The organism is Variovorax sp. Varisp46 (assembly GCF_059491885.1).
Genome location: NZ_CP168515.1, coordinates 2,173,985 through 2,198,351, shown reverse-complemented (window position 1 = coordinate 2,198,351; position 24,367 = coordinate 2,173,985). Strand labels below are relative to the sequence as shown.

Annotated in this window: 22 protein-coding genes; 10 read left to right on the top strand and 12 right to left on the bottom strand. The window is 68.5% G+C overall.

Annotated elements, in window-relative coordinates; translation table 11 throughout:
• Positions 1–15: 15 nt before the first annotated feature.
• The 9 genes from ACEN9N_RS10335 to ACEN9N_RS10295 all read right to left on the bottom strand — a co-directional run bounded on the left by ACEN9N_RS10335 (position 16) and on the right by ACEN9N_RS10295 (position 10,290).
• Positions 16–1,053 carry an L-idonate 5-dehydrogenase gene (locus ACEN9N_RS10335; RefSeq protein ID WP_413311752.1) on the bottom strand — a complete coding sequence of 346 codons (1,038 nt, stop codon included), beginning with the start codon at positions 1,051–1,053 and terminating at the stop codon, positions 16–18.
• 108 nt (positions 1,054–1,161) lie between these two features.
• Positions 1,162–2,013, bottom strand: coding sequence for a transporter substrate-binding domain-containing protein (locus tag ACEN9N_RS10330; protein WP_413311754.1), 852 nt, complete (start codon positions 2,011–2,013; stop codon positions 1,162–1,164).
• Positions 2,014–2,047: 34 nt separating this feature from the next.
• Complete coding sequence (locus ACEN9N_RS10325) at positions 2,048–2,893, bottom strand: substrate-binding periplasmic protein (protein WP_413311756.1); 846 nt, start codon at positions 2,891–2,893, stop codon at positions 2,048–2,050.
• Between the two features lie 58 nt (positions 2,894–2,951).
• A complete protein-coding gene (locus ACEN9N_RS10320; protein ID WP_007832199.1) occupies positions 2,952–3,683 on the bottom strand; it encodes a FadR/GntR family transcriptional regulator in 732 nt (243 codons plus the stop codon).
• Positions 3,684–3,756: 73 nt separating this feature from the next.
• Positions 3,757–4,113, bottom strand: a complete 357-nt coding sequence (locus tag ACEN9N_RS10315; protein ID WP_413311758.1) for a response regulator — start codon at positions 4,111–4,113, stop codon at positions 3,757–3,759.
• Positions 4,114–4,129: 16 nt separating this feature from the next.
• Positions 4,130–5,344 carry a hybrid sensor histidine kinase/response regulator gene (locus tag ACEN9N_RS10310; RefSeq protein ID WP_007832193.1) on the bottom strand — a complete coding sequence of 405 codons (1,215 nt, stop codon included), beginning with the start codon at positions 5,342–5,344 and terminating at the stop codon, positions 4,130–4,132.
• Positions 5,334–5,939, bottom strand: a complete 606-nt coding sequence (locus tag ACEN9N_RS10305) for a chemotaxis protein CheB (RefSeq protein ID WP_413311761.1) — start codon at positions 5,937–5,939, stop codon at positions 5,334–5,336. The genes ACEN9N_RS10310 and ACEN9N_RS10305 overlap by 11 nt, the downstream gene beginning before the upstream one ends.
• Entirely contained in the window at positions 5,936–6,718 is a 783-nt protein-coding gene (locus tag ACEN9N_RS10300) for a CheR family methyltransferase (protein WP_495656369.1), read from the bottom strand. The genes ACEN9N_RS10305 and ACEN9N_RS10300 overlap by 4 nt, the downstream gene beginning before the upstream one ends.
• A gap of 83 nt (positions 6,719–6,801) precedes the next feature.
• The gene (locus tag ACEN9N_RS10295; RefSeq protein WP_495656018.1) at positions 6,802–10,290 is read right to left on the bottom strand and encodes a response regulator; all 3,489 of its coding nucleotides are present in this window, start codon (positions 10,288–10,290) and stop codon (positions 6,802–6,804) included.
• A 151-nt stretch (positions 10,291–10,441) separates the two neighbouring features.
• Between ACEN9N_RS10295 and ACEN9N_RS10290 the strand changes: the two genes are divergently transcribed.
• Both ACEN9N_RS10290 and ACEN9N_RS10285 read left to right on the top strand, forming a co-directional pair.
• Entirely contained in the window at positions 10,442–12,769 is a 2,328-nt protein-coding gene (locus tag ACEN9N_RS10290; RefSeq protein ID WP_007832187.1) for an ATP-dependent DNA helicase, read from the top strand.
• Positions 12,756–13,376 carry an alpha-ketoglutarate-dependent dioxygenase AlkB gene (locus ACEN9N_RS10285; RefSeq protein ID WP_495656017.1) on the top strand — a complete coding sequence of 207 codons (621 nt, stop codon included), beginning with the start codon at positions 12,756–12,758 and terminating at the stop codon, positions 13,374–13,376. The genes ACEN9N_RS10290 and ACEN9N_RS10285 overlap by 14 nt, the downstream gene beginning before the upstream one ends.
• Positions 13,377–13,385: 9 nt before the next feature.
• Here the strand turns inward: ACEN9N_RS10285 and ACEN9N_RS10280 are convergent, their stop codons facing one another.
• Positions 13,386–13,598, bottom strand: a complete 213-nt coding sequence (locus ACEN9N_RS10280) for a hypothetical protein (protein WP_007832184.1) — start codon at positions 13,596–13,598, stop codon at positions 13,386–13,388.
• Positions 13,599–13,828: 230 nt separating this feature from the next.
• Between ACEN9N_RS10280 and ACEN9N_RS10275 the strand changes: the two genes are divergently transcribed.
• The 4 genes from ACEN9N_RS10275 to bioD all read left to right on the top strand — a co-directional run bounded on the left by ACEN9N_RS10275 (position 13,829) and on the right by bioD (position 17,805).
• On the top strand, positions 13,829–14,140 hold the full coding sequence (locus ACEN9N_RS10275) for a plasmid stabilization protein (protein ID WP_413311772.1): 312 nt from the start codon (positions 13,829–13,831) through the stop codon (positions 14,138–14,140).
• A gap of 335 nt (positions 14,141–14,475) precedes the next feature.
• Positions 14,476–15,864 carry an adenosylmethionine--8-amino-7-oxononanoate transaminase gene (locus tag ACEN9N_RS10270; protein WP_495656016.1) on the top strand — a complete coding sequence of 463 codons (1,389 nt, stop codon included), beginning with the start codon at positions 14,476–14,478 and terminating at the stop codon, positions 15,862–15,864.
• Entirely contained in the window at positions 15,848–17,080 is a 1,233-nt protein-coding gene (bioF, locus tag ACEN9N_RS10265; protein WP_495656015.1) for an 8-amino-7-oxononanoate synthase, read from the top strand. Before ACEN9N_RS10270 ends, bioF begins: the two co-directional genes overlap by 17 nt.
• Entirely contained in the window at positions 17,077–17,805 is a 729-nt protein-coding gene (bioD, locus tag ACEN9N_RS10260; protein WP_413311778.1) for a dethiobiotin synthase, read from the top strand. The genes bioF and bioD overlap by 4 nt, the downstream gene beginning before the upstream one ends.
• On the opposite strand, the gene ACEN9N_RS10255 is transcribed toward bioD, so the two are convergent.
• Positions 17,788–18,840 carry an aldo/keto reductase gene (locus ACEN9N_RS10255; protein WP_495656014.1) on the bottom strand — a complete coding sequence of 351 codons (1,053 nt, stop codon included), beginning with the start codon at positions 18,838–18,840 and terminating at the stop codon, positions 17,788–17,790. The two genes, bioD and ACEN9N_RS10255, sit on opposite strands and share 18 nt — an antisense overlap.
• 240 nt (positions 18,841–19,080) lie before the next feature.
• On the opposite strand from ACEN9N_RS10255, the gene ACEN9N_RS10250 reads away from it, so the two are divergent.
• From ACEN9N_RS10250 to ACEN9N_RS10235, 4 genes are all read left to right on the top strand, one after another.
• A complete protein-coding gene (locus ACEN9N_RS10250) occupies positions 19,081–20,073 on the top strand; it encodes an AraC family transcriptional regulator (RefSeq protein ID WP_042673222.1) in 993 nt (330 codons plus the stop codon).
• A 33-nt stretch (positions 20,074–20,106) separates the two neighbouring features.
• Positions 20,107–21,048, top strand: coding sequence for a cation diffusion facilitator family transporter (locus tag ACEN9N_RS10245; RefSeq protein ID WP_495656013.1), 942 nt, complete (start codon positions 20,107–20,109; stop codon positions 21,046–21,048).
• Between the two features lie 91 nt (positions 21,049–21,139).
• Positions 21,140–22,369 (top strand): class I SAM-dependent methyltransferase, encoded by a 1,230-nt coding sequence (locus ACEN9N_RS10240; protein WP_007832176.1) that lies wholly within the window; start codon positions 21,140–21,142, stop codon positions 22,367–22,369.
• Between the two features lie 49 nt (positions 22,370–22,418).
• Complete coding sequence (locus ACEN9N_RS10235; RefSeq protein ID WP_495656012.1) at positions 22,419–23,906, top strand: MFS transporter; 1,488 nt, start codon at positions 22,419–22,421, stop codon at positions 23,904–23,906.
• A 6-nt stretch (positions 23,907–23,912) separates the two neighbouring features.
• Here the strand turns inward: ACEN9N_RS10235 and ACEN9N_RS10230 are convergent, their stop codons facing one another.
• Positions 23,913–24,341, bottom strand: coding sequence for a GNAT family N-acetyltransferase (locus ACEN9N_RS10230; RefSeq protein WP_007832174.1), 429 nt, complete (start codon positions 24,339–24,341; stop codon positions 23,913–23,915).
• Between the last annotated feature and the right edge of the window lie 26 nt (positions 24,342–24,367).

Genomic DNA, 24,367 nt, shown 5'->3' with positions numbered 1-24,367 from the left:
GGGCGGGCACGTTCTTCAGAACGTGACCATCACCTTCATGGCGCGCTGCCGGTCGGCGGCCAGCGCGAAGGCCTCGTGCACGCGCGACACCGGCAGTGCGTCGGTCAGCAGCGGCGACACGTCGAGCACGCCGCGGCTCAGGTAGTCGACCGCCCATGCGTACTCGCCGATGAAGCGGAAGGTGCCCACATAGGTGAGGCTCTTCACCATGACCTGGTTGAACGGGCAGCCCTCGCTGCTGCCGTTGAGTGTGCCCACCTGCACGACGGTGCCGCGCGGGCGCGTGAGGCGGATGCAGTTGGCCAGCCCTGCGTAGTTGCCCGACACCTCGAAGCTCACGTCGACCTGGCCCTTGCCCTCGGCCAGCGCGTCCAGTGCCGCCGGGTCCTTCGCGGCGTTGATGGTCTGCGTGGCGCCCACGCGGGTGCAGGCGGCCAGCGTCTGGTCCTGGATGTCCACTGCGATCAGCCGGCTCGCGCCCGCCAGCTTCGCGGCCATGAGGATCAGGGCCCCGATGGGGCCGGTGCCGATCACCATCACTGTCTTGCCCAGCAGCGAGCCGGCCTCCTGCACCGCATGCAGCGCCACCGCCAGCGGCTCGCCGAAGGCGGCCAGTTCGAACGACAGGCCGTCGGGTACGGGCACGCACTGGCTCGCTTCCACCACCACCTGCTCGCGCATCGCGCCCTGCATGTGGGGCCACTTGCTCGCGCTGCCGAAGAAGTGCACGTTCTCGCAGTGGTTGGAAGCACCCATGCGGCAGAAGCGGCAGTGGCCGCAGGTGCGCGAGGGGTTGAGCGCCACGCGGTCGCCGGCGCGCACCGAGGTCACTTGCGCGCCCACTTCCAGCACCTGGCCCGAGGCTTCATGGCCCGGCGTGAGCGGGGCGCGGATCAGGAAGTCGCCGACGCGGCCGTGCTGGTAGTAGTGCAGGTCGGAGCCGCAGATGCCCACGGCCTTGACGCCGACGCGCACCTGCGTGGGCGAGAGCGTTTCCGTGGGCACGTCTTCCACGCGCAGGTCGCGGGCACCGTGGATCTGGCAATTCAACATGGTGAAGATCTCGAAATGATGGGCAAGGGAGTCCCCGCGGGCCACTCTGATGGCGGCGGCCCGAAAGACTTCGATGGGAGGTGGAGGAAGCGCCCGAAGGCGCTCGACTTACTTGAGGTTCTGCGTCATGCGCCGCTCTTCCGCGGTCAGCGCGGGCTGCATGCGCTGCGCCACCGATCGCAGCCAGTCGAGGTACACCTGCTGTTCCTTGGCCACGCCCATGCCGGACTGGATCTCGAAGATCTTGCTGTCCTGGCAGTCGTTTTCCTTCGGGAACGCGGCCAGCCCCTTCACCTTCTTGCTGATGTTGGGCCACAGCATGCGGTTGAGCGGCGCCACGTCGGAGCGCCCGGCCATCACTTCCTCGATGGGCGCGACCGAGCCTGAATTGGCCACCCCGCGCAGCTTGGCCTTCGGGAACTGCTGGCGCACCAGCGGCTCTTCGCCGGCACCCGAGAAATAGGCGATGGTGACTTCGGGCCTGTTGAAGTCCTCGAGCGTCTTCGCGCCGGTGAACTTCGGGTTGTCGGCGCGTCCGAACATGCACACGCCGGTGCTGGAGAAGGTGACGAAGTCGATGATCTTCGCGCGCTCGGCCGTCTGGTTCAGCGGGCCGATCATGATGTCCATCTGGTTGGCCACCAGCGCCGGCACCTTGGTTTCGTGGCTCACCGCCACCGGCATCATCTTCACGCCGAGCAGCTTGGCGAATTCCTTGCCCAGCATCCACGACGGGCCGGCCCAGTCTTCGCCGTCGCCGCTGGTGTTCTGCACCAGCCAGGGCGGGTTGTTGACCACGCCGACGCGCAGCACGCCGGCCTTGCGGATGGCGTCGATGCGGGGGCTGGCACCCGGCGCGGGCGGGGTCTGCGCCAGGGCCGTCGAGCCCAGGGCCGCGAGTGCTGCAGCGAACACGGCACCGCGCGATGCGCGCGCCAGGAAGGTCTTGATCTTCGTCATGCTGTCTGTCTCCTGATGTTGCTGGGATTCATGCTCACTTGAGCGTGCCGACGATGCGGGCCTCGTCCGCGTCCAGGCGCGCCTTCTGCGCCTTGGCGACCTCGCGCAGCCAGTTCAGGTACGCCGGCTGGTTCTTGTCCACCGCGAGCCCGACGGGCGAGGCCTTCTCGGTGCTCGACTGGCAGTTGTTGTCCTTCGGCAGCACGGCCAGTCCCTTGACCTTCTGCTGCAGGCCGACCCATGGCACGCGGTTGATCGGCGCGGCGTCGGCGCGGCGCGCCATGATTTCCTCGATGGGGGCGGTGGCGCCCGAACTGGCGACGGCGCGCAGCTTCGCCTTCGGGAAGCGCTCCTTGACCCAGCCTTCCTCGGCGCCGCCGGTGAAATAGGCGATCGTCACGTCGGGCTGGTTGAGGTCGTCCACAGAGGCGGCCTTGGCCAGCTTCGCGTTGTCGGCGCGACCGAACATGCACACGCTGGTGGCGGAGTAGATGACGAAGTCGACCACCTTGAGCCGCTCGGGCGTTTCGCCCAGGGGGCTGATGGTCATGTCGACCTGGTTGGCCGCGAGCACCGGCACCTTGGTTTCGTGCGACACCGGCACGGTGCGCAGCTTCACGCCGAGCTGCCGCGCATATTCGGTGGCCAGCAGCCAGGCCGGGCCGCTCCACGGTTCGCCCTGGCCGGTGGTGTTTTCCATCAGCCAGGGGGCGTTCTGCAGCACGCCCACGCGCAGTTCGCCGGCCTTGCGGATGGCGTCGATGCGTGGACTGGCGCCGGGCGCCGGCTGGGCGGACGCGCCACCCGCGGTAGCGGCCAGCAATGTCAGGGCGAAGCAATGCGCGGCGATGCGGCATCGCCGAAGGACGGTGGATCTCATGGTCTTGTCTCCGTGGTTCGGGTGGCGCCGGCCGGCAGGCCGGACGCCGGGTGCCTGCTCAGCGCCAGGCTTGCGCGAATTCGCTGATCACGCGCTCGATGTGCGCGCGCATGGCCTTGCGGGCCGCGTCTGCATCGCGCTCCAGCAGGGCGGTGAACACGCGCTGGTGATCGTCCTGTGACGCGCGGCGCAACGCCGGGGTATGAAAGTGGGCCTCCAGCTGCGACCAGATCGGGGCCTTGGTGTGGTCCCACACCGCGGTCACCATCTGCAGCAGCACGCTGTTGCCGGTCGACTCGGCAATGCGCAGGTGGAACAGGCGGTCGGCCGCCTCGTTGGCCTCCTTGTCGTGCATGTTCTCGCGCATCTCGGCCAGCGCGCTGTAGATGCGGTCGAGGTCGCTGTCCTTGCGGCTCTCGGCGGCCACCGCCGCGATCTCGGCCTCGATCAGGCAGCGCGCGCGCAGCAGCTCGAAGGGGCCCGGACCGGGCGACAGGGTGTAGGCCGAGGCCGGCGCCACTGCACCGGGTGCCGGCGCACAGACATAGATGCCCGAGCCGCCGCGCACTTCGACGTTGCCCTGGATCTCCAGCACGATGATGGCCTCGCGCACCAGCGTGCGGCTCACGCCGAAGCGGTCGGCCAGTGCGCGCTCGGATGGCAGGCGGTCGCCCACCTTGAATTCGCCTTCGGTGATGAGGGCGGCGATGCTGGCCGCGAGCTTCTGGTAGGAGCGGTCGGAATCCGGCTCGGTCGCAGGCAGGCGGGGGAGTTCGTGAATGGTCGCCATGTGGTGAGCCAGTCTAAAAGTGGTTCACCAATTTACCGATAGTGGTTTACCACTAGCCGGCTGCCGGCCGCGCTCAGCCCTGCGCCAGGAGGCCGCCGAGCCTGTCGATGTCGATCGGCTTCTGCAGGTGGTGGTCGAACAGCCCTTCGGCCGCCTCGCCGCCCGTGTCCTCCGCCGAAAAACCCGAGATCGCGATCAACAGCTTCGGCGTGCCTTGGGTGGTGCTGGCGCGCAGCCGCCGCGCCACCTCGGTGCCCGGGAAATCGGGCAGCGTGAGGTCGATGAGCGCGGCATCGAAGCTCTCGGCGGCGGCCGTGTCCAGCGCCTGCTGCGCCGTGTAGGTGCAGCGCGCGGTGTGGCCGAACAGGCCCAGCAGTTCCTGTAGCAGGTCGGCCGCTGCCTTGTTGTCGTCGACGATCAGCACGTTCACGAGGGGTTTCTTTCCTTCAGGTTGAAGAGGGAAGTATGGCCGGCGGCTCGAGCGGCAGGTCGACCACGAAGCGCGAGCCTTCGCCCGGCGCGCTTTCCACTCCGATCTGTCCGCCATGCAGGCTCACGATCTTGTGCGTGATGTACAGGCCCAGGCCCAGCCCGGCCGCGTGCTTGCGGCTGTCCTTGGTGCGCTCGAACTGCTTGAAGATGCGCTCCTGGTCTTCGGGCGCAATGCCGATGCCCTGGTCGCGCACGGCCACCCGGGCGGTGCCTCCCATCTGCTGCACCACCATCTCGACCGGCTTGCCGCCGCCGTAGCGCAGGGCATTGGTCAGCAGGTTGGTCAGCACCTGTTCGATGCGGAACTCGTCCCACACGCCGTGCAGTTCGGCGGGCGCAATCAGCGTGATGGCCGAGCCCGCGGCTTCGGCCTGCTGGCGCAGGTTCTCCACCACTGCGCGCGCCAGCGCGGCCAGGTCGACCGGCTCGGTCTTGATCGACAGCGCGTCGCGCCGCATGCGCGTGACGTCGAGCATGTCGTCGATCAGCCGCACCATGTTGCGGATCTGCCGCTGGTCGCGCTCGATCATCGCGGGCAGCCGCTCGGGCGCAAAGTTGGCGAGATTGCCCTTGGACAGGTGCAGCTGCCGCAGCTGCGCCTCGAGGTACAGCGTGTTGAGCGGCGTGCGCAGCTCGTGCGACACCATCGACATGAAGTCGTCGCGCATGCGCACAGCGCGCTCCAGTTCGTGCTGCGTCTGCTGAAGCTGCTGCACCAGCTCTTCCTGCTTGCGGTGCGCGGCAGCGAGCGATTCCATCTCGTGCCGCAGCGCCTTGCGGTGCCGGTACAGGTCGACGAACACGTGCACCTTGCTGACCACCGCATGCGGGTCCAGCGGCTTGTGCAGGAAGTCGACCGCGCCGCTCTCGTAGCCCTGGAAGGCGTAGTTCAGCTCGCGCCCGGCCGCGCTCACGAAGATGATGGGAATGTGCCGCGTGCGCTCGGTGCCGCGCATCAGCTCGGCCAGCTCGAAGCCGTTCATGCCCGGCATCTGCACATCGACGATGGCGAGCGCGAATTCATGCTCCAGCAGCAGCGCGAGAGCGGCGTCGGCCGAGGCGGCGCGGTACACGATGCGCCCCGGCGCGCGGATCAGCGCCTCCAGCGCCAGCAGGTTTTCCGGCAGGTCATCGACGATGAGCAGCTTGCTCTGGACGTCAATGTTCATGGGCGGCCTCCAGTTGAAGCAGCAAGTTGCGCAGTTCGCGCAGGGGAAGCACGTAGTCGGGAGCGTGGCGCGCTATGGCGGCTTGGGGCATGGTGGGAATCTGTGCTTCTTTCGGTTCCTGGACGGCGGTAAGTCCACCGGCCAGATGGATGCGGCGCAGGCCCTCGGCGCCGTCTTCGTTCGCGCCGGTCAGCAGAAAGCCGGCGAGGGCAGGGCCGTAGGCGTCGGCGGCGGAGGCCATCAGCACGTCGATGGACGGCCGCGAGAACAGCACCGGCGGCTCGCAGCTCAGCGAGAAGGTGCGCTCGCGCTCGATCGACAGGTGATAGCCGGGCGGCGCGAAGTAAAGGCTGCCGGCCGCCAGCGGCATCTTGTCGGCGGCCTCGTGCACCGGAATAGGCAGGCGCTGCGCGAAGATCTCGGCGAGGTGGCTCTCGTGCCCCTCGGGCAGGTGAAGGACCACCGCCATCGGAATATGCCAACCAGCGGGCAGGCCGTGCAGCAGCGCGGAGAGCGCATCGATGCCGCCGGCCGAGGCGCCGAGCACCACGGCGTCCACGCGCTTGCGAACGGGTGAGCGAAGGTGGCGGTTCATGTGGCCTTGCGGTAGATGCGCTCGGCACGCGCATGCGTGTCGAAACGGTTGGAGTAGCCCGAGAAGTCGATGCTTTCCTTCGAGCCCAGCCCGAGAAAGCCGCGATGCGACAGCGACTCGTGGAACAGGCCCAGCGCCCTGTCCTGCAGCTCCCGGTTGAAGTAGATCAGCACGTTGCGGCACGACACCAGCTGGGTTTCGGCGAACACGCTGTCGGTGGCCAGGCTGTGGTCGGCAAAGATCACGTCGGCGCACAGCGAAGGGTCGAAGCGCGCGGCGTCGTAGGCGGCGGTGTAGTAGTCGGAGAACGCGCTGCGTCCGCCCGCGCGCTGATAGTTTGCGGTGTAGCCGCGGATCGCCTCCAGCGGAAAGATGCCCAGCCGCGCCTTCTCCAGCGAAGCGGGGTTGATGTCGGTGGCGTAGATCTGCGTGCGCGAGAGCAGGCCTTCCTCGCGCAGCAGGATGGCCAGCGAGAACACTTCCTCGCCCGTGCTGCAACCCGCCACCCAGACCTTGACGGAAGGGTAGGTGTGCAGGATCGGCACCACATGCTCGCGCAAGGCCAGGAAGTAGGCCGGGTCGCGGAACATCTCGCTCACCGGGATCGTCAGGAACTGCAGCAGCCGGCCGAACAGCAATGGCTCGCGCAGCACCCGTTCCTGCAGCGCCGAGATGCTCGGCAGCCCGAGTTGCTCGAGCGCATGCAGCACGCGGCGCTTCTGCGAGGCCACGGTGTAGTTGCGGAAGTCGTAGCTGTACTTCAGGTAAATGGCTTCCATCAGCAGGCGCAGCTCGATCTCCGTGTCGCTCAGCGGGTGCAGCGGCGGCGTCTGCGCAGCCTGCGATGTGCCGGGGCGTGTGGTCACAGGCGCTCCATCTTCGGCATCCACACGCGCAGCAGCGAGAACAGGCGTTCCAGGTCCACCGGCTTGGCGAGGTAGTCGTTGGCGCCGGCAGCCAGGCATTGCTCGCGGTCGTCCTTGGTGGCCTTGGCGGTGATGGCGATCACCGGCATCTTCTCGAAGCGCGGGTCGCCGCGCAGGCGGCGCGTGGCTTCGAGGCCGTCCATCTCCGGCATCATCACGTCCATCAGCACGAGGTCGATCTCGCTGACCTGGTCGAGCCGCTCCAGCGCCTCGCGGCCGTTGCGGCCGATCTCCACGATGGCGCCGCGTTGCTCCAGCGCGCTGGTCAGCGCGAAGATGTTGCGCACGTCGTCATCCACCAGCAGGATGGTGCGGCCCTCGAAGATGCGGTCGCGCCCGCGCGCCGTCTTCAGCATGCCCCGGCGCTCGCTGGACAGCTCTGCCTCCACCTTGTGCAGGAACAGCGTCACCTCGTCGAGCAGGCGCTCCGGCGAGCGGGCGCCCTTGATGATGATCGAGCGCGAATAGCGCTGCAGCTCGGCTTCTTCGTCGCGCGTAAGGTTGCGCCCGGTGTAGACGATGACCGGCGGGAACGACACGATCTCTTCAGCTGCCATGGCCTTGAGCAGCTCGCTGCCCTGCATGTCGGGCAGCTTCAGGTCGGTGATCATGCAGTCGAACACGCGGGTGCGCAGCAGCTCCAGCGCTTCCTCGCCGGAGCCGACGGCAACGATCTCGATGTCCTCGTCGCCGATGAGCCGGATGACGCTCTCGCGCTGCAGCTCGTCGTCTTCCACCAGCAGCACGACCTTGACCTTCTGCGTGAGCTTTTCCTCCAGCCGGCCGAACACCTTCCTCAGCTCGTCGCGCGTGGCCGGCTTCAGCGCATAGCCGATGGCGCCCATCTGCAGCGCCGCGCTCTGCGCGTTCTCGGCGGCGGACACCACGTGGATCGGAATGTGGCGCGTGTGCGGCGAGTCTTTCAGCCGCTGCAGCAGGCCGAGCCCGGTGCTGTCGGGCAGGCGCATGTCGAGCAGGATCGCGTCGGGCAGGAACTGCGTGGCCAGCTCGAAGCCGTCGGCCGCGCCATGCGCCACCAGGCAGCGGTAGCCCAGCTCGTGCGCCAGGTCGTAGAGGATGTGCGCGAACTGCGGCTCGTCCTCGATCACGAGCACGCGGCGCACCTGGTCGCGCGGGAGGCTGCGGTCGTCGGCGAACTGCGGTGCGGGCACCGGGGGAGGGGGCTTTGGCGCCGGCGGCGCAGCGGAAGGCACGGACGGTGCAGGTGCAGGCCGGGGCGTGTAGACCGACGACGACTGTTGCGGCAGCCCCGGCGAAGCCTGCGGCGCCTTCGCCGGCAGTTGCAGCGTGAAGGTGCTGCCCCGGCCCGGCTCGCTCTGCACCGTGAGCGTGCCGCCCAGCAGCTGCGTGAGGTCGCGCGAGATCGACAGGCCCAGCCCGGTGCCGCCGTAGCGCCGGCTGGTGGTGCCGTCGGCCTGGCGGAAGGCCTCGAAGATCAGCTCGTGCTGCTGCGCATCGATGCCGATGCCCGAGTCGGAGACCGCGAAGGCGGCGCCACCGTCCGACGTCGGCGAAACGACCAGCGCCACTTCGCCGCTGTCGGTGAACTTGAGCGCGTTCGACAGCAGGTTCTTGAGGATCTGCTCGACCCGGTGCCGGTCGGTGACCAGCGAGGCTGGCGCGTCGGGCCGCACCTCGAGCCGGAAGCCCAGGTTCTTCTGCATCGCCAGCGGGCCGAAGGTGCTCTCCAGGCTGCGGGCCAGCTTGGCGAGCGCGACGTCTTCGGGCACCACTTCGAGCTTGCCGGCCTCGACCTTCGCGATGTCGAGGATGTCGTTGATCAGCACCAGCAGGTCGTTGCCCGACGAGTAGATCGACTCCGCGAACTTCACCTGCTCCAGCGTGAGGTTGCCCTGCGGGTTGTCGCCCAGCAGCTTGGCGAGGATGAGCGCGCTGTTGAGCGGCGTGCGCAGCTCGTGCGACATGTTGGCGAGGAACTCCGACTTGTAGCGGCTGGCGCGCTGCAGCTCGTCGGCGCGGTCCTCCAGGTCGCGCTGCACGCGGCGCAGCGCGGTGTTGCGCTGGTCCAGCGCCTCGGTGCGTTCGGAGAGCTGGCTGTTGGTCTGCTCCAGTTCGGCCTGCTGGTTCTCCAGCATGGCCTGCGAGGCATGCAGGGCGCGCGACTGTTCTTCGAGCTCTTCGTTGGCGGTGCGCAGTTCTTCCTGCTGCACCTGAAGTTCCTCGTTGAGCTGCTGGGTCTGGGCAAGAACGTCCTGCAGCTGCTCGCGGTAGCGCGCCGCCGCCAGCGAGCTGCCGATGTCGTCGGCCACCGTGTCGATCAGCTGGCTGCCGCGCTCGTCCAGCGTGCCGGGCAGGCCGAGCTCGACCACGCCGTTGACCATGCCGGCGCTGGCAACGGGCACCAGCAGCACGGCCTTGGGCGACATCTCGCCCAGGCCCGAATTGACCTTCAGGTAGTCGGCATCGACCGGGTCGAGCAGCATGCGGCGCCGCTCGGCCGCGGCCTGGCCCACCAGGCTCTCGGTGGGGGAAAAGACCTGCGGCATCGCCTCGGCCGAGCTCGAAAAGCCATAGCTCGCCGCCCGACGCAGCGGACCGTGGCGCTCGCGCACATACATCGCGCCGACCGACGTGCCCAGGTAGCGCGAGAAGAACGCGAGGATCTTGCGGCCCATGTCCGGTGCGCTGAGTTCGCCTACCAGCTCTCCCACGAGCTCGGTCTGCGCGCTGCGCAGCCAGGCCTCCTGGGCGAGCCTGTCCGCGTGCTCGGCCTGCTCCTTCAGCACCACGTCGTAGCTGTCGGACAGCAGCACCAGCTGGCGCCGCCCGAAGTAGGCCGCCAGCCCGGTGATGACCAGCGTGAACAAGAGGAACAGGCCGACCACCCACCATGCGGTGCGGTTGGCGTCGTTGTTGCGCTGGAAGCGCAGGGCCCGCTCGGTTTCCATGAACGCCGTGAACTCGGCGCGCATGGCGTCGGCCAGCCGCTTGCCCTGGCCCAGGCGCACCTCGAGCTGGGGGGCCGGGCCGGCACGGCGCGCGGCGATCAGCTGGGCGGCCAGCTCGTTCCAGTTGCTCTGGATGGCGGCGATGCGGTCGACGCGTTCCACCTGCTGGCGGTTGTCCGACACCAGCTTGCGCAGCGTGGCCGTGTCGCCGTTGATGCGGGGCAGGGCGCTCTGGTAGGGCTCCAGGAAGGCGTCGTCGCCTGTGAGAAGGAAGCCGCGCATGCCGGTCTCCATGTCGACGCTCTGGTGCTGCAGCTCGCTGGCGACACGGGTGACGCGGTCGGTGTGCTCGACCCAGCCGATGGTCGACAGCAGGAAGAGGATCAGCCCGACGAACACCACCGCACCGAACACGCCGCCGATCAGCGGGAGCTTGAGGTTGCGGCTCAGCAGACGCTCGAAGTCGTCGGGGTCGATCGCGGTGGGAGTTTTCATCAGGCGCATTTGTAAGCAAAACCTATCGAGTCTTGCCGATAAATCGGGGGAGCCCTGTCGGAGAAGGACCCGTCGCAATTTTGACGTGCGCGAGGAAGCCTCATCGTCGGCACCCCTGTGGCTATACTGTGAATTCATACAGCATTGCCAGATGGGCGCCACACCCTCCAACCCGCAGAATGACGCGGCCACCGTTGCCGCACATGTCGTTTCCGTCAAGGCCCTGTGCGCCTTCGGTGCGAAGGCGGGCGACCTCGACCTGCGGTTCGTGCCCGCGCCCAGCGCGCTCGAAGGCATGGCAGGCCACGCCCTGGTGCAGCACCGGCGCGATCCCGAGCACTACGCCTGCGAAGTCGGGCTCGAAGCCACTTGCGGTGCGGTCCGGGTGCGCGGCCGGGCCGACGGTTATGAAGCGCGCAAGGCCCGCGTCGAAGAGATAAAAACCTTCCGCGGCGACTTCGACGCCATCCGTGGCAACCACCGCGCGCTGCACTGGGCGCAGGCCCGCACCTACGGCTGGATGCTGTGCGAGCTGGACGGCCACGACGAAATGACGGTGGCGCTGGTGTACCTCGACCTCGCCACCGGCGACGAGACGGTGCTCGAAGAGCATCACACCCGCGAAGCGCTGCGGGAGCACTTCGAACTGCTGTGCGGGCGCTACAGCGCCTGGGCCGCGAGTGAAGCCGGCCACCGCGCCGCGCTCGACGAAACATTGGCCCGGCTCGAATTTCCGCACCGCAACTTCCGCACGGGCCAGCGCGAACTGGCCGAGGCCGTCTACCGCGCGGCCATGGGCGGGCGCTGCCTCATGACGCAGGCACCCACGGGCATCGGCAAGACGCTGGCCACCATCTTCCCGCTGCTCAAGGCCCGCGCCGCGCGCAGGATCGACAAGGTGTTCTTCCTCACCGCCAAGACCTCCGGCCGCCCGGTGGCGCTCGACGCGCTGCGCGTGCTCGACAGGGGGCAGGGCCAGGGCCGGCTGCGCGTGCTCGAACTCGCCGCCCGCGAGAAGGTCTGCGAATACCCCGACCGCGCCTGCCACGGCGATGCCTGCCCGCTCGCCAGGGGCTTCTACGACCGCCTGCCAGCCGCACGCGAGCAGGCCGCGCAGGTGGCGTGGCTCGACCGCGAAGCCTTGCGCCACATCGCGCTCGTGCACGAGGTGTGTCCCTATTTCCTCGCGCAGGAAATGGCGCACTGGGCCGACGCCATCGTCGGCGACTACAACTATTACTTCGACAGCAGCGCCTTCCTCTACGCCACCATGCGTGACGCCGACTGGCGCGTGGCCGTGCTGGTGGACGAGGCCCACAACCTGCTGGAGCGCTCGCGCGGCATGTACACCGCGCAGCTCGAAGGCGCGGCGCTCGAAGAGGCGCACCGAGTCGCGCCGGCCGCGCTGCGCGATCCGCTGGCCCGGCTGTTCCGCGAATGGGACACGGTGCAGCAGGCCCAGGTGGCCGACTACGAAACCGGCGACGAGATTCCCGAGCGCTTCCTGCGCACCCTGCAGGCTGCCAACACCGCCATGGCCGAGTACTTCGCCGCCACGCCCGATGCTTCGCAGGGGCCGCTGCAGCGCTTCTTCTTCGACGCGCTGCACTTCGCCCGGCTGGCCGAGGCCTTCGGCGACCACTCGGTGTTCGAGCGCACGCTGGGTGCGGCGCAGCAGGATCGCGGCCTCGCCATTCGCAACCTCGTGCCGGCGCCATTCCTGGAGGCGCGCTTCGGCGATGCGGTGTCGGTCACCTGCTTCTCGGGCACGCTGTCGCCCTTCGAGTTCTACCGCGATGCGCTCGGCCTGCCCGAAGGCACCGCGCTGCTCGACGTGGCTTCGCCCTTCAACAGCCAGCAGCTGCGCGTCGAGGTGGCGATGCATGTGTCGACGCGCTTCCGCGACCGTGCGGGGTCGCTGCGCAACGTGGCGGACATCATCGGCGCGCAGTTCGAGCGGCTGCCCGGCAACTACCTGGCCTTCTTCAGCAGCTTCGACTACCTCGAGAAAGCCTGCGCCGCCTTCTCGCTGCGGCATCCTGGCGTGCCGGTGTGGGCGCAGACGCGCGGCATGCGCGAGGCCGACCGCCACGGCTTCATCGCGCGCTTCGAGGAGGGCGGGCAAGGCATCGGCTTTGCGGTGCTCGGCGGCGCGTTCGGCGAGGGCATCGACCTGCCGGGAAGCCGCCTGATCGGCGCCTTCGTGGCCAGCCTGGGCCTGCCGCAGTACAACGAACTCAACGAGATCACGCGCGAGCGCATGCAGACGCGCTTCGGCAAGGGCTACGAGTACACCTACCTGTACCCGGGCCTGCAGAAGGTGGTGCAGGCGGCCGGCCGCGTGATCCGCACCGAACAGGACCGTGGCGTGCTGCACCTGCTCGACGACCGCTTCGCGCGTGCAGAAATCCGGGAGCTGCTGCCGCGCTGGTGGCATGTGCAACTGGGCGGAGGCGATGAAGAAGATGCGCGCAGCTAGACGCCTCGAACACGCCGGCCAGCCTGACCTCTTCGGCGAGGCGCCCGTGGCCGCCATCGAGGGGCTGCGCTATGAAAGCGGGTTCCTGTCGCCCGAAGAAGAGGCGGCGTTGCTGCACATCGTCCAGGGCCTGCCGCTCAGGGAGATGCGCTACAAGGAATACACGGCGCGGCGGCGCGGCACCAGCTTCGGCGGCAGCTACGACTTCGACACCAACCGCCTCAAGCCCGGCCCGCCGCTGCCCGAGGCATTGCACCCGCTGCGGGCCAAGGCGGCCACATGGGCCGGCCTCGCGCCCGAAGACCTCACCCACATGCTCATCGCCGAATACCGGCCTGGCACGCCGCTCGGCTGGCACCGCGACGTACCGGACTTCGAGGACATCGTCGGCATCTCGCTGCTCGGCGATGCAGTCATGCAGTTCAGGCCGTATGCGCCCGGCGCGGCGGCCTCGCGACCGAGCACGCTGGAGTTTCTTGTCGAGCCGCGCTCGATCTACATGCTGCGCGGTCCGGCACGGTGGGCGTGGCAGCACGCCATCGCGCCGACCGAGGCATTGCGCTATTCGATCACGCTGCGCACGCGAAGAAGATCGCCTGGGCCGTGATCGCGGCCGTCATCGCGTGCCGCCGCCGCGGCGCGCCTGCAGCTGGTTGCCTGCGCCGACGTGACTCTCGCGGTCGTGCCGGCTTTCCGGCGTGCGGCGCGGCTCGTTCCTTGGCGTGGCGGGCTGATTGCCCGCCTTGTTGTGCTGCGTGGGCACGGTGTCGTGTTCGTCGGTGGTGATGGCGTCGGGGTTGTGTTTCGGGTGCTGCCTGTGGCTCGTCATGGGGCTTCCTGGGTAGGGGTGGACAAGACATCCGTTTGTCCTGCGGCCGATGGAGGATGCCTGTGGGAACGGACCGACCCCGTGCGTCGTCCAAGCCGCGCGGCAGCCGGTCGACGCACGCCATGGGGTGGAAGACAGACTTCGCTGACGCGCAGCGCGTGCGTCTTCTTACCCCTTGCGCGCGCCGTGCGCCCAGCATGGGGGGCTTCTCAACCCGCAGGAGCAATGCCATGCCAAGAGGCGACAAGTCGTCCTACACGGACAAGCAGAAGCGAAAGGCCGAACACATCGAAGAGGGCTACGAGCACCGCGGTGTGGGCAAGGGCGAGGCCGAGCGCCGCGCCTGGGCCACGGTGAACGCCGAGACAGGCGGCGGCAAGAAGTCGGGTTCCGGCCGCGGCAAGGCGGAGAACCACGGCCCCTCGCGCAAGGGCGGGCGCCTGGGCGGCGCTGCCGCCGCCCATCGCACCGCGGCCGAACGCTCGGCCTCGGCGAAGAAGGCCGCCGCCACGCGCAAGCGCAACGCCGAAAAGCGCGGCTGAGCGGGGTGAAGAGGAACCCGGCCTGAACGTGCGAGTTCCGCGGCCTCCTGAAACCAGCCATCGGGCATGTCCGAAAATCGGATTTCTCCTCGGGAAGCCGCGAAAACCGGACATTCCTGACCTGTTTCTGGCGCCAGCCGGACGACTTGCGATTTCCCGCCACCCGGCGGTGGACGCGGGTTGCCGGCTTGTTCGGCGACGCTGCGCCGAACGCGGCTTCTATGCCGTCCAACATCGGGCAACCGGCGTCATTCCGCCGCCGTTTTCGTCGTTTGCCGCGCCTTCGACGCGTCGATACGATCCCGCGCCTTGCCCTTCACGAAAGGACCGCGCGAGTGCCCATCACCACAGCTTCTTCCCCTGGCTCCGATGCCAATGCACGCTGGCAGCAACGCAGCCGGCGCCATGTCTGGCATCCCTGTACGCAGAGCATCCGCCTCGAAGCGGTGCCGCCGCTGCCCATTGCGCGCGGCGACGGCGTGTGGCTCTTCGACGCCGAAGGCCGCCGCTACATGGATGCCACCAGCTCGTGGTGGGTCAACCTCTTCGGCCATGCGCATCCGGCGATCAACGCCGCGCTCAAGGACCAGCTCGACAAGCTGTCGCACGTGATGCTCGCGGGCTGCACGCACGCGCCGGCGGTGGAACTGGCCGAGCGCCTGTCCGCGCTGACGGGCCACGCGCTCGGCCATTGCTTCTACGCGTCCGACGGCGCCTCGGCCGTGGAGATCGCGCTGAAGATGAGCTTTCATGCCTGGCGCAACGCCGGGCGCGGCGGAAAGCGGCGCTTCGTGGCGCTGAAGCGGGGCTACCACGGCGAGACCCTGGGCGCCTTGCACGTGACCGACGTGCCGGTGTTCCGCGATGCCTATGCGCCCTTGCTCGCTGATGCACACCTCGTCGCCTCGCCGGATGCGCGCAACGCCCGGCCCGGCGAGGACGCGGCCGCCGTCGCGCGCCGCGCCGCCGCCGAGCTCGAAGCGCTGCTGGCCGAGCAGCACGACACCATCGCCGCAGTGATCGTCGAGCCGCTGGTGCAATGCGCCACCGGCATGGCGATGCACGACCCCGAGTATCTGCGTCGGCTGCGCGCCCTGTGCGATCGCCATGGGGTGCACCTCATCGCCGACGAGATCGCGGTGGGCTGCGGGCGCACCGGCAGCTTCTTCGCGTGCGAGCAGGCCGGCATCTGGCCCGACTTCCTGTGCCTGTCGAAAGGCATCAGCGGCGGCTACCTGCCGCTGGCGCTGGTGATAACGCGCGACGCCATCTACGAAGGCTTCGTCGACGACGACGCGGTGCGCAGCTTCCTGCATTCGCATTCCTACACCGGCAATGCACTGGCCTGCCGCGCGGCAATTGCCACGCTGGATCTTTTCGAGAGCGAGGATGCGCTGCAATGCAACCGCGGCCGTGCCGCGCGCCTGCTGCGGCACTTGCGCGGCGGGCTTGCAGGGCAGGCGGTCGATCATCTGCGGCAGCGCGGAATGATCACGGCCTTCGACGTGCGCGAGCCGGGCGCGCGTTTCGCCGAACGCTTTCACCTGGCGGCGCGCGCGCACGGGCTGCTGATGCGGCCGATCGGCAACACCGTGTACCTCATGCCGCCGTACACGATCGGCGACGGCGAGATCGATCAGCTGGTCGACGGCACGCTGGCCACGCTGAAAGCCGTCATGGCCACGAACCAGGAAGAAGGAGCCCGCGATGTCGCGCTTGCTTGACCGCCTGCAGGGCGAGATCCACGCGCTCGACGCGCAGTCGCTGCGCCGCCGCCGGCAGATCGCCGAAACCGCCTGCGCGCCCGAGCAGATCCTCACGCTGGCCGGCGCCACCGCGCCGCGCACCATGCTCGGCTTCAGCAGCAACGACTACCTCGGTCTTGCCGCGCACCCCGCGTTGGCGAAGGCATGGGCCGAAGGCGCCGCGCTGTACGGCACGGGCAGCGGTGGTTCGCACCTGATCCTTGGCCACTCGCGCGCCCACGCGCAGCTCGAGGAGCGGCTCGCCGAGTGGATGGCACCTTTCATCCCCGAAGCGCGGAGCCTGTTCTTCTGCACGGGCTACATGGCCAACCTCGCCGTGCTGTCGGCGCTCGGCGGCGCCGAGGCGGTCATCTTCTCGGAAGCACTCAACCATGCCTCGCTGATCGACGGCGCCCGGCTGGCCAAGGCGCGCGTCGAGCGCTATCCGCACTGCGGCGTGGCCGCGCTCGACGCGCAGCTCGCCGCCTGCGACGCGCCCGTGAAGCTCATCGTCAGCGATGCAGTGTTCAGCATGGACGGCCACATCGCACCCGTGGCCGAACTGCTCGCGCTGGCCGAGCGGCACGATGCCTGGCTGGTGATCGACGACGCGCACGGCTTCGGCGTGCTCGGCGCCACGGGGCGCGGCGTGCTCGAAGCCATGGGCTTGCGCTCGGAGCGGCTGGTGCTGATCGGCACGCTGGGCAAGGCCGCGGGCGTGTCGGGCGCCTTCGTGGCGGCGCATCGCACCGTCGTCGACTACCTGGTGCAGCGCGCGCGGCCGTACATCTTCACCACGGCCGCACCGCCGGCCATCGCGCACGCGCTGCTCGCGAGCCTGGCGCTGATCGAGGGCGAGGAGGGCGCCGAACGCCGTTCACGGCTGCGGGAACGCATCGCGCAATTGCGCCGGGGCCTGACCGCCGTGCTGCCAGCGGACGGCAGCGCATGGCTGCCCGAGTCGCCCACCGCGATCCAGCCGCTGATCGTCGGCGACAACGCGCGCGCGATGCGCACCATGGCGCAGCTCGATGCGCGCGGCCTGCGCGTCGGCGCGATCCGCCCGCCGACCGTGCCCGCCGGCACCGCGCGGCTGCGCATCGCGCTGTCGGCCAGCCACGGCGAAGCCGACGTCGCCCGGCTCGTCGATGCATTGGGCGATGCGCTGGCGCAGCCCTGGAAGGAGGCCGCATGAACTGGTTCGTCACCGGCACCGACACGGGCATCGGCAAGACGCTGGTCAGCAGCGCCATGCTGAGCCTGCTGGCCGGCTCCGGCCTGCGCGCGGTCGGCATGAAGCCGGTGGCCGCAGGGCTCGAAGAACGCGACGGCGAATGGCGCAACGAAGACGTGGAGCAGCTGCGCGCGGCCGGCAACGTCGACGCGCCACTGGCGCTGCGCAGCCCGTACCTGCTGCGCGCGCCGATGTCGCCGCACCTGGCGGCCAGGGAAGAGGGCGTGCACATCACGCTGCGGCCGATGCTCTCGGCCTTCGCGGAACTCTCGGCGCGCGCCGATGCCGTGGTGGTCGAAGGCGTCGGTGGCTTCTGCGTGCCGTTCGGCGACGACCTCGACAGCGCCGACCTCGCCGTGGCGCTGGGCCTGCCCGTGATCCTCGTGGTCGGCCTGCGGCTGGGTTGCCTCAACCATGCGCTGCTGAGCGCCGAGGCGGTTCGCGCGCGGGGCCTCGTGCTGGCGGGCTGGGTGGCGAGCGTTGTCGATCCCTCGATGCTGGCGCCGCAAGCCAACCTGCAGGCGCTGCGTGCCCGGCTGGGCGCGCCGCTGCTCGGCGTGGTGCCGCATCTGCAGCAACCCGGCGCCGCGCAGGCCGCGCGCCACATCGACTTGCGTGCACTGCGCGCGACGGCGGCCCATGCCGCGCGCCGTGCCGCGGCGGAGGAATCAGCCGCGCTGGCCTGATTCGACGAGCCGCTTGGCTCGCACGCCGCCCTGGCGCTCCAGCATCCAGCCCGGGTACTCGGCCGGCAGCGCGCTCACCTTGTCCAGCGCGGCCAGCTCGTCGCCCGTGAGCTTGATGGCCGTGGCGGCGATGTTGTCGTCCAGCTGCTCGGCGCGCTTGGCACCGACGATCACGCTGGTCACCACCTGCTGGTGCAGCAGCCACGCCAGCGCGATCTGCGCGACCGAAACCTTGCGCGCTTCGGCCAGCTGGCGCATCACGTCGATGCAGTCGTAGGCGCGCTCGACGTTCACCGGCGGAAAGTCGAAGGTGGTGCGGCGGCTGCCTTTTTCCGCCTGCGTGTCGCGGCCGTACTTGCCGCTCAGCAGGCCGCCCGCGAGCGGGCTCCAGACCATCAGGCCGACGTTTTCGCTGCGCAGCATGGGCGCCAGCTCGCGTTCCAGGTCGCGCCCGGCGATGGTGTAGTAGGCCTGCAGCGACTCGAAGCGCGCGAGCCGGTCGCGCTCGGCGATGCCCAGCGCCTTCGCGATCTGCCAGGCCGCCCAGTTCGACACGCCCACGTAGCGCACGTGGCCCTGGCGCACGAGGTTGTCGAGCGCGTGCACGGTTTCCTCGATGGGCGTGATGGGGTCGAAGCCGTGGATCTGGTACAGGTCGATGTGGTCGAGCTGCAGGCGCTGCAGGCTGGCCTTGACACCGTCCATGATGTGGAAGCGCGAGGCGCCCGCGGAGTTGACGCCCCTGCTGCCGGTTTCGCCGAGCACCTTGGTGGCCAGCACGAAACTGTCGCGCGGCACCTTGAGGTTCTTCAGCGCCTGGCCGGTGATGACTTCCGACTGCCCTTCGGAGTACACGTCCGCCGTGTCGATGAAGTTGATGCCGGCGTCGAGCGCGCGGCCGACCAGCCCTTCGGCCTCCGACTGCTGCAGGTTGCCGATCTGGCCCCAGATGCCGGAGGAGCCGCCGAAGGTCATGGTGCCGAGGCACAGTTCGGAAACCAGGAGGCCGGTGCGGCCGAATTTGCGGTATTGCATGGAGAGGTTCCTTTGCGTTGGAGGCAGGCGCCGAAAGGGGCCGACAAGCCCGGGCGACTGCGGAAAAGTATCCCGCCGGCGCCTGGCCCATGGCGAGTGCGTTCCTGCAAAGTATTTGCCTGATTCTCCAGACCTCCCGCGTGGCGCGTGCGAATCCGATGGAGGAGCGCTAAGCTTCGAACCGCTCATTCCTCCATGGTGGCCGCCCCTTTGGCCCCCAACCATGACAAGGCCTCGAACATGTCCGACGAAACACCCGAAATCGCCGCCGTCATCGCCCAGCCGATGCCGCTGGAGCCCGAACTCGACGAAGCCCGCAAGGAACTGGTGGCGCTGATCGAGCACATCACGCGCGGGCAGGACGGCACCGTCATCACCGCCGTGCCCGGCCTGCAGGTGTTCTGCATCAGCAAGCCCGAAGGCCCCAAGCACGCCTTCGCGTCTCCGGCGCTGGGCCTGATCGCGCAGGGTTCCAAGCGGATCATCGTGGGCGACGACATCTACGTGTACGACCCGATGCACTACCTCGTCACCTCGGTCGACCTGCCGGTGTGCGGCCAGGTGTGCGTGACGAGCGAGAAGGAGCCTTACCTCGGCGTGCGGCTGGAACTGGCCCTCGACGAAATCGGCGAGCTCATCGGCGACGAGAAGCTGCCCGCCAAGGCCAATGCGCCAGCCTCGCGCGGCATGTACGTCAACCGCATCGCCATGCCGGTGCTCGAACCCGTGCTGCGCCTGCTGCGGCTGCTCGATACGCCGGAAGACGTGCCGATCATGGCGCCGCTCATCAAGCGCGAGATCATGTACCGCCTGCTGGTCAACGGCGAGGGCGCGCGGCTGCGGCAGATCGCGCTGCAGGACAGCCACACCCAGCGCATCGCGAAAGCCATCAGCGCGCTGCGCGTCAACTACGCGCAGTCGCTGCGGGTGGAAGACATGGCGCGGGCGGTGCACATGAGCGTGTCGTCGTTCCATCACCACTTCAAGGCCGTCACCGCGATGAGCCCGCTGCAGTACCAGAAGCAGCTGCGCCTGCAGGAGGCGCGCCGGCAGATGCTGATCGCCGGCGCCGACGTGGCGAGCGCCGCGCACAACGTGGGCTACGAAAGCCCGTCGCAATTCGCACGCGAGTACGGCCGCATGTTCGGCGCGCCGCCGCTGCGCGACAAGCGCCGCTGGCTCGGCGAGGCGGGCAACGACGCGATGGGGGCGGCCTCGATGGAGGCTGCGTGAACCGGACGGGCTGCATGGCCGGCGCGCCGCCGCATGGCTGATTCGAAGATCGCCATCTATGGCGCCATCGGCGCCAACGTGGCGATCGCGGTCACCAAGTTCATCGTCGCGGGCATCACCGGCAGCTCGGCCATGCTGTCGGAAGGCATCCACTCGGCAGTCGACACCTTCAACGGCGTGCTGCTGCTGGTGGGCCTGCGCCTGAGCAAGCGGCCCGCGACCGCCGAGCACCCGTTCGGGCACGGCAAGGAGCTGTACTTCTGGAGTCTCATCGTCGCGGTGCTGATCTTCGGGCTGGGCGGCGGCGTGTCGTTCTACGAAGGCATCCAGCACATCCGCCAGCCCGAGCCGATGCGCGACCCGACATCGAATTACGTGGTGCTTGCGGCGGCGGCGCTGTTCGAGGGCACGAGCTTCCTCGTCGCATTGAGGCAGTTCCGCGCGCAGGCCCGCGGCGTGCCGTTCTGGGAGGCGCTCGACCGCAGCAAGGACCCGACCACCTATACCGTGCTGGCCGAAGACTCGGCCGCGCTGGTGGGACTGGCGGTGGCCGCGCTGGGCATCTGGTCCAGCCATGCACTGGACATGCCGGTGCTCGACGGCGTGGCCTCGGTCGTCATCGGCGTGCTGCTCGCGGGCGTGGCAGTGTTGCTCATCGCGCAGTCGCGCGGGCTGCTGATCGGGGAGGGCGTGCGCCCGGAAACCGCAAAGGCGATCCGTGCGGTGGTGATGGAGCAGCCCAGCGTGGAAGGCGTGGGCCGAGTGCTTTCGATGTACGTCGGCCCCGACGAGGTGCTCGTGGTCGTCGATGTCGACTTCAAGGACGACACGCCCACCGGGGACGCGGCCGATGCCATCGCGGCGATCGAGAAGCAGGTGCGCGCGCGCTTCCCCATGATCAGGCGGATCTTCGTCGAGGCGAGCGACGCGCCCGGAGGCGATGCCCACGCCGATAGGACGGGCGGCGCCCGATAGCACCTGCCGCGGTTTCGCGCGTTGCCCCTGCCATGCAGGTTTCGCGGAATTTCGCTATTGTTTTGTTCGCTGCAGCAACACGGAGTAATGCATGCTTTGGCAAAAGAAGCTGGCACGATGGAGCGACGTGGTCCGCGAACGCGCCAACCTGCCTGTGCGGCTTACCTTGTGGGACGGCCAGTCCTACGACTTCGGCACCTTCAGCGGGCCCTCGGTCACGCTGCACGTGAAGACGCCCGCCGCGCTGCCGCTGATGCTGCACCCCACGCTCGACAACCTCGGCGAGGCCTACGTCAAGAGCAAGATCGACATCGAGGGCAAGCTCAGCGACGTCATCGACATCGCCTACGGCCTTGCCAGGACGTCGATCGACAAGCACGGCGGGGCGCTGCGGAACATGGCGCGCCATTTCGCGCACACGAGGTCGTCGGACAGGAAGTCCGTCCAGTACCACTACGACGTCTCCAACGAGTTCTATCGGCTGTGGCTCGATCCGAACATGGTCTATTCATGCGCCTACTTCGAGAACGGCGACGAGGACTTGGCCACTGCGCAACTGAAGAAGATAGACCACATCCTCACCAAGATCGAACTGAAGCCGGGCCAGACGCTGCTCGACATCGGCTGCGGCTGGGGCGCTCTGGCGATCCGTGCGGCGCAGAAGTTCGGCGCGCGCTGCGTGGGGGTGACGCTCTCTCGGAACCAGCTGGAGCTGGCGACCGAACGCGTGAAGGCCGCCGGCCTGCAGGACCGCATCGAGATCCGCCTGCAGGACTACCGCGACGTGACCGGCCGGTTCGACCGCATCACCAGCGTCGGCATGTTCGAGCACGTGGGCCGCAGGAACCTGCCTGCGTACTTCAGGCGCGTGCAGGAGCTGCTTGCAGACGACGGCGTGGTGATGAACCACGGCATCACCTCGTCCGACCCCGCCGGCGGCGGCATGTCGTACGGCGGCGGCGACTTCATCGACCGCTACGTGTTCCCCAACGGCGAGCTGCCGCACATCAGCCTCGCGCTGCAGGCCATGCAGCAGGGCGGCCTCGAAGCCTTCGACGTGGAGAACCTGCGCCGCCACTATGTGCGCACGCTGCGCTGCTGGAGCGACGCCTACGAAGCCAACAGCGAGAAGGCGCGCGCGTTCGTCGACGAAGAAAAATTCCGTATCTGGCGCATCTACCTCGCGGGCTGCGCCTATGCCTTCGAGAACGACGACGTGGCCATCTACCAGGTCGTGGGCCGCAAGGCAGGGCGGCCGGCGAACACGCTGCCGTGGTCGCGCCGCTATATCTACGACGGCACCTCGTTCGGAAGCCCCTAGAGCTTGAGCGCCGGACAAGGGCTCAAGCCGTCTATAGCATGCACGGCTCATGACTTCCACCAACAGAACAACAAACCGCCCCCTCGTCATCGCCTCGATCATGGCCTCCATGGCGATGGTGGCCATCGAAGCCACCATCGTCTCCACCGTCATGCCGCAGATCGCCTCCGAACTGGGCGGACTGCATCTGTACAGCTGGGTGTTCGCCTCCTTCCTGCTGGCGCAGACCGCGATGACTGTGGTGTTCGGCAAGCTCTCGGACCTGTACGGCCGCAAGCCCATCATGTTCGTAGGCATCGCCGTCTTCGTCCTCGGGTCGGTGCTGGCGGGTTTCGCGTGGTCGATGCCGGCCATGATCTGCTTCCGGCTCATCCAGGGCATCGGCGCGGGCGCCATCCAGCCGGTGGCGCTCACCATCGTGGGCGATCTCTATCCGGTGCGCGAACGCGGCAAGGTGCAGGGCTGGCTTGCGAGCGTCTGGGCCGTGTCGGCTGTGGTGGGGCCGATGATCGGCGCACTGATCGTGCAGAAGCTGTCTTGGGCCTGGATCTTCTGGGTCAACGTGCCCATCGGCCTGGCGGCCGCGGCTGGCTTCTGGCTCTTCCTGCACGAAGCGCCGACGGTGCGCCGCTCGTCCATCGACATGGTGGGCGCGGTGCTGTTCACCATCGGCATCGCGGCGCTGATGATCGCGCTGACGGAATTCGGCGTCGGCAATTCGGGCGTGGCGCTCGCGTGGGCCGGGTTGTTCGTCGTCACGCTCGTGCTGTTCATCGCGCAGGAGCGCCGTGCCACCGACCCGATGGTGTCGCTGAAGCTCTGGGGCGCGCGGATGATCGCCGCCGTCAACGGCGCGGCAATGCTGGCCGGCATGGTGCTGATCGGCATCACGACCTTCCTGCCGATGTACGTGCAGGTGGTGCTCGAGCGCTCGTCGGTCACGGCCGGCCTCACGCTCACGATGGTGATGCTCGGCTGGCCCATCGGCGCGACGCTGACCTCGCGCACCTTCCATCGCATCGGCCTGTGGCGCATGGTGGTGGTCGGTGCAGCGCTGATTCCGGTGGGCACCTCGGCCTTCGTCCTGCTCGCGTCAGGCAGCTCGCCGGTGCTGCCCGCCATCGGCTCCTTCGTCATCGGCCTGGGCATGGGCGTGATGAGCCTGAGCTCGCTGATCCTGATCCAGGAAGGCGTCGATCTTGCGCAGCGCGGCATCGCCACGGCGTCGAACGTGTTCTCCCGCAACCTCGGCAGTGCGCTGGGCGCGGCCTTCTTCGGCGCAGTCTTCAATTTCGGGCTGACGCGCGGGGATGGCAGCCCGATGTTCACCGACGACCAGCTGCGCCTGCTGCTGCAGGGGGTGCAGGGTTCGGAGGCCAACGACGCGGGCATTCGCCTGGCGCTGGGCGGTTCGCTGCATCTCACCTTCGTGGCAATGCTGGCCGTGAGCCTGGGTGTGGTCGCGCTGGCGTTGCTGTTGCCGAAGGAAGGACTGGAGAGCCATGCGGTCGGGGCTGGGAAGCCGGCGCCGAAGTAGGCCGCTTCAGCGCAGCAGCGACTTCTTCATGTACGCCAGGTAGAAGCCGGGTGCGTAATCGTCGATGCGGGCGTACTCCTCGTAGCCGTGCTTCAGGTAGAACGGGCGCGCCTGCCACTCGAAGGTGTCCAGCTTTGCGTTCTTCGCGCCCAGCGCGATGGCTTGCTGCTCGGCCTCGGCCAGCAGGCGGGTGCCAAGGCCCGAGCCTCGCGCGTCTTCTTCGACGAAGAGCACTTCGATGTTGAGCCAGTAGAGAAACACGAAGCCGCGCAGGCCACCGAGGAGACGCCCGTTCTCGTCCCTTGCGTTGAGGCGGATGTACTGCTGTTCGGGGTACTCGCCGACGAAGCCATAGTTGTAGTGGCGCAGCTTGAGGCCGAGCTCGCCAGAGCGGATTTCTTCAGGCGTGGCGGGGGCAATGGTGAGGTTTTTCATTCGGGAGAAAAGCTGTGCGATGGAAC

Bases quoted from the DNA above. Each gene is read 5' to 3' on its own strand.
- ACEN9N_RS10235 (WP_495656012.1), top strand. From the start codon at position 22,419: ATGACTTCCACCAACAGAACAACAAACCGCCCCCTCGTCATCGCCTCG.
- ACEN9N_RS10230 (WP_007832174.1), bottom strand. From the start codon at position 24,341: ATGAAAAACCTCACCATTGCCCCCGCCACGCCTGAAGAAATCCGCTCT.
- ACEN9N_RS10280 (WP_007832184.1), bottom strand. From the start codon at position 13,598: ATGACGAGCCACAGGCAGCACCCGAAACACAACCCCGACGCCATCACC.
- ACEN9N_RS10245 (WP_495656013.1), top strand. From the start codon at position 20,107: ATGGCTGATTCGAAGATCGCCATCTATGGCGCCATCGGCGCCAACGTG.
- ACEN9N_RS10285 (WP_495656017.1), top strand. From the start codon at position 12,756: ATGCGCGCAGCTAGACGCCTCGAACACGCCGGCCAGCCTGACCTCTTC.
- ACEN9N_RS10240 (WP_007832176.1), top strand. From the start codon at position 21,140: ATGCTTTGGCAAAAGAAGCTGGCACGATGGAGCGACGTGGTCCGCGAA.
- ACEN9N_RS10275 (WP_413311772.1), top strand. From the start codon at position 13,829: ATGCCAAGAGGCGACAAGTCGTCCTACACGGACAAGCAGAAGCGAAAG.
- ACEN9N_RS10335 (WP_413311752.1), bottom strand. From the start codon at position 1,053: ATGTTGAATTGCCAGATCCACGGTGCCCGCGACCTGCGCGTGGAAGAC.
- ACEN9N_RS10255 (WP_495656014.1), bottom strand. From the start codon at position 18,840: ATGCAATACCGCAAATTCGGCCGCACCGGCCTCCTGGTTTCCGAACTG.
- ACEN9N_RS10290 (WP_007832187.1), top strand. From the start codon at position 10,442: ATGGGCGCCACACCCTCCAACCCGCAGAATGACGCGGCCACCGTTGCC.
- ACEN9N_RS10310 (WP_007832193.1), bottom strand. From the start codon at position 5,344: ATGAACATTGACGTCCAGAGCAAGCTGCTCATCGTCGATGACCTGCCG.
- bioF (WP_495656015.1), top strand. From the start codon at position 15,848: ATGTCGCGCTTGCTTGACCGCCTGCAGGGCGAGATCCACGCGCTCGAC.
- ACEN9N_RS10305 (WP_413311761.1), bottom strand. From the start codon at position 5,939: ATGAACCGCCACCTTCGCTCACCCGTTCGCAAGCGCGTGGACGCCGTG.
- ACEN9N_RS10330 (WP_413311754.1), bottom strand. From the start codon at position 2,013: ATGACGAAGATCAAGACCTTCCTGGCGCGCGCATCGCGCGGTGCCGTG.
- ACEN9N_RS10300 (WP_495656369.1), bottom strand. From the start codon at position 6,718: ATGGAAGCCATTTACCTGAAGTACAGCTACGACTTCCGCAACTACACC.
- bioD (WP_413311778.1), top strand. From the start codon at position 17,077: ATGAACTGGTTCGTCACCGGCACCGACACGGGCATCGGCAAGACGCTG.
- ACEN9N_RS10320 (WP_007832199.1), bottom strand. From the start codon at position 3,683: ATGGCGACCATTCACGAACTCCCCCGCCTGCCTGCGACCGAGCCGGAT.
- ACEN9N_RS10295 (WP_495656018.1), bottom strand. From the start codon at position 10,290: ATGAAAACTCCCACCGCGATCGACCCCGACGACTTCGAGCGTCTGCTG.
- ACEN9N_RS10250 (WP_042673222.1), top strand. From the start codon at position 19,081: ATGTCCGACGAAACACCCGAAATCGCCGCCGTCATCGCCCAGCCGATG.
- ACEN9N_RS10325 (WP_413311756.1), bottom strand. From the start codon at position 2,893: ATGAGATCCACCGTCCTTCGGCGATGCCGCATCGCCGCGCATTGCTTC.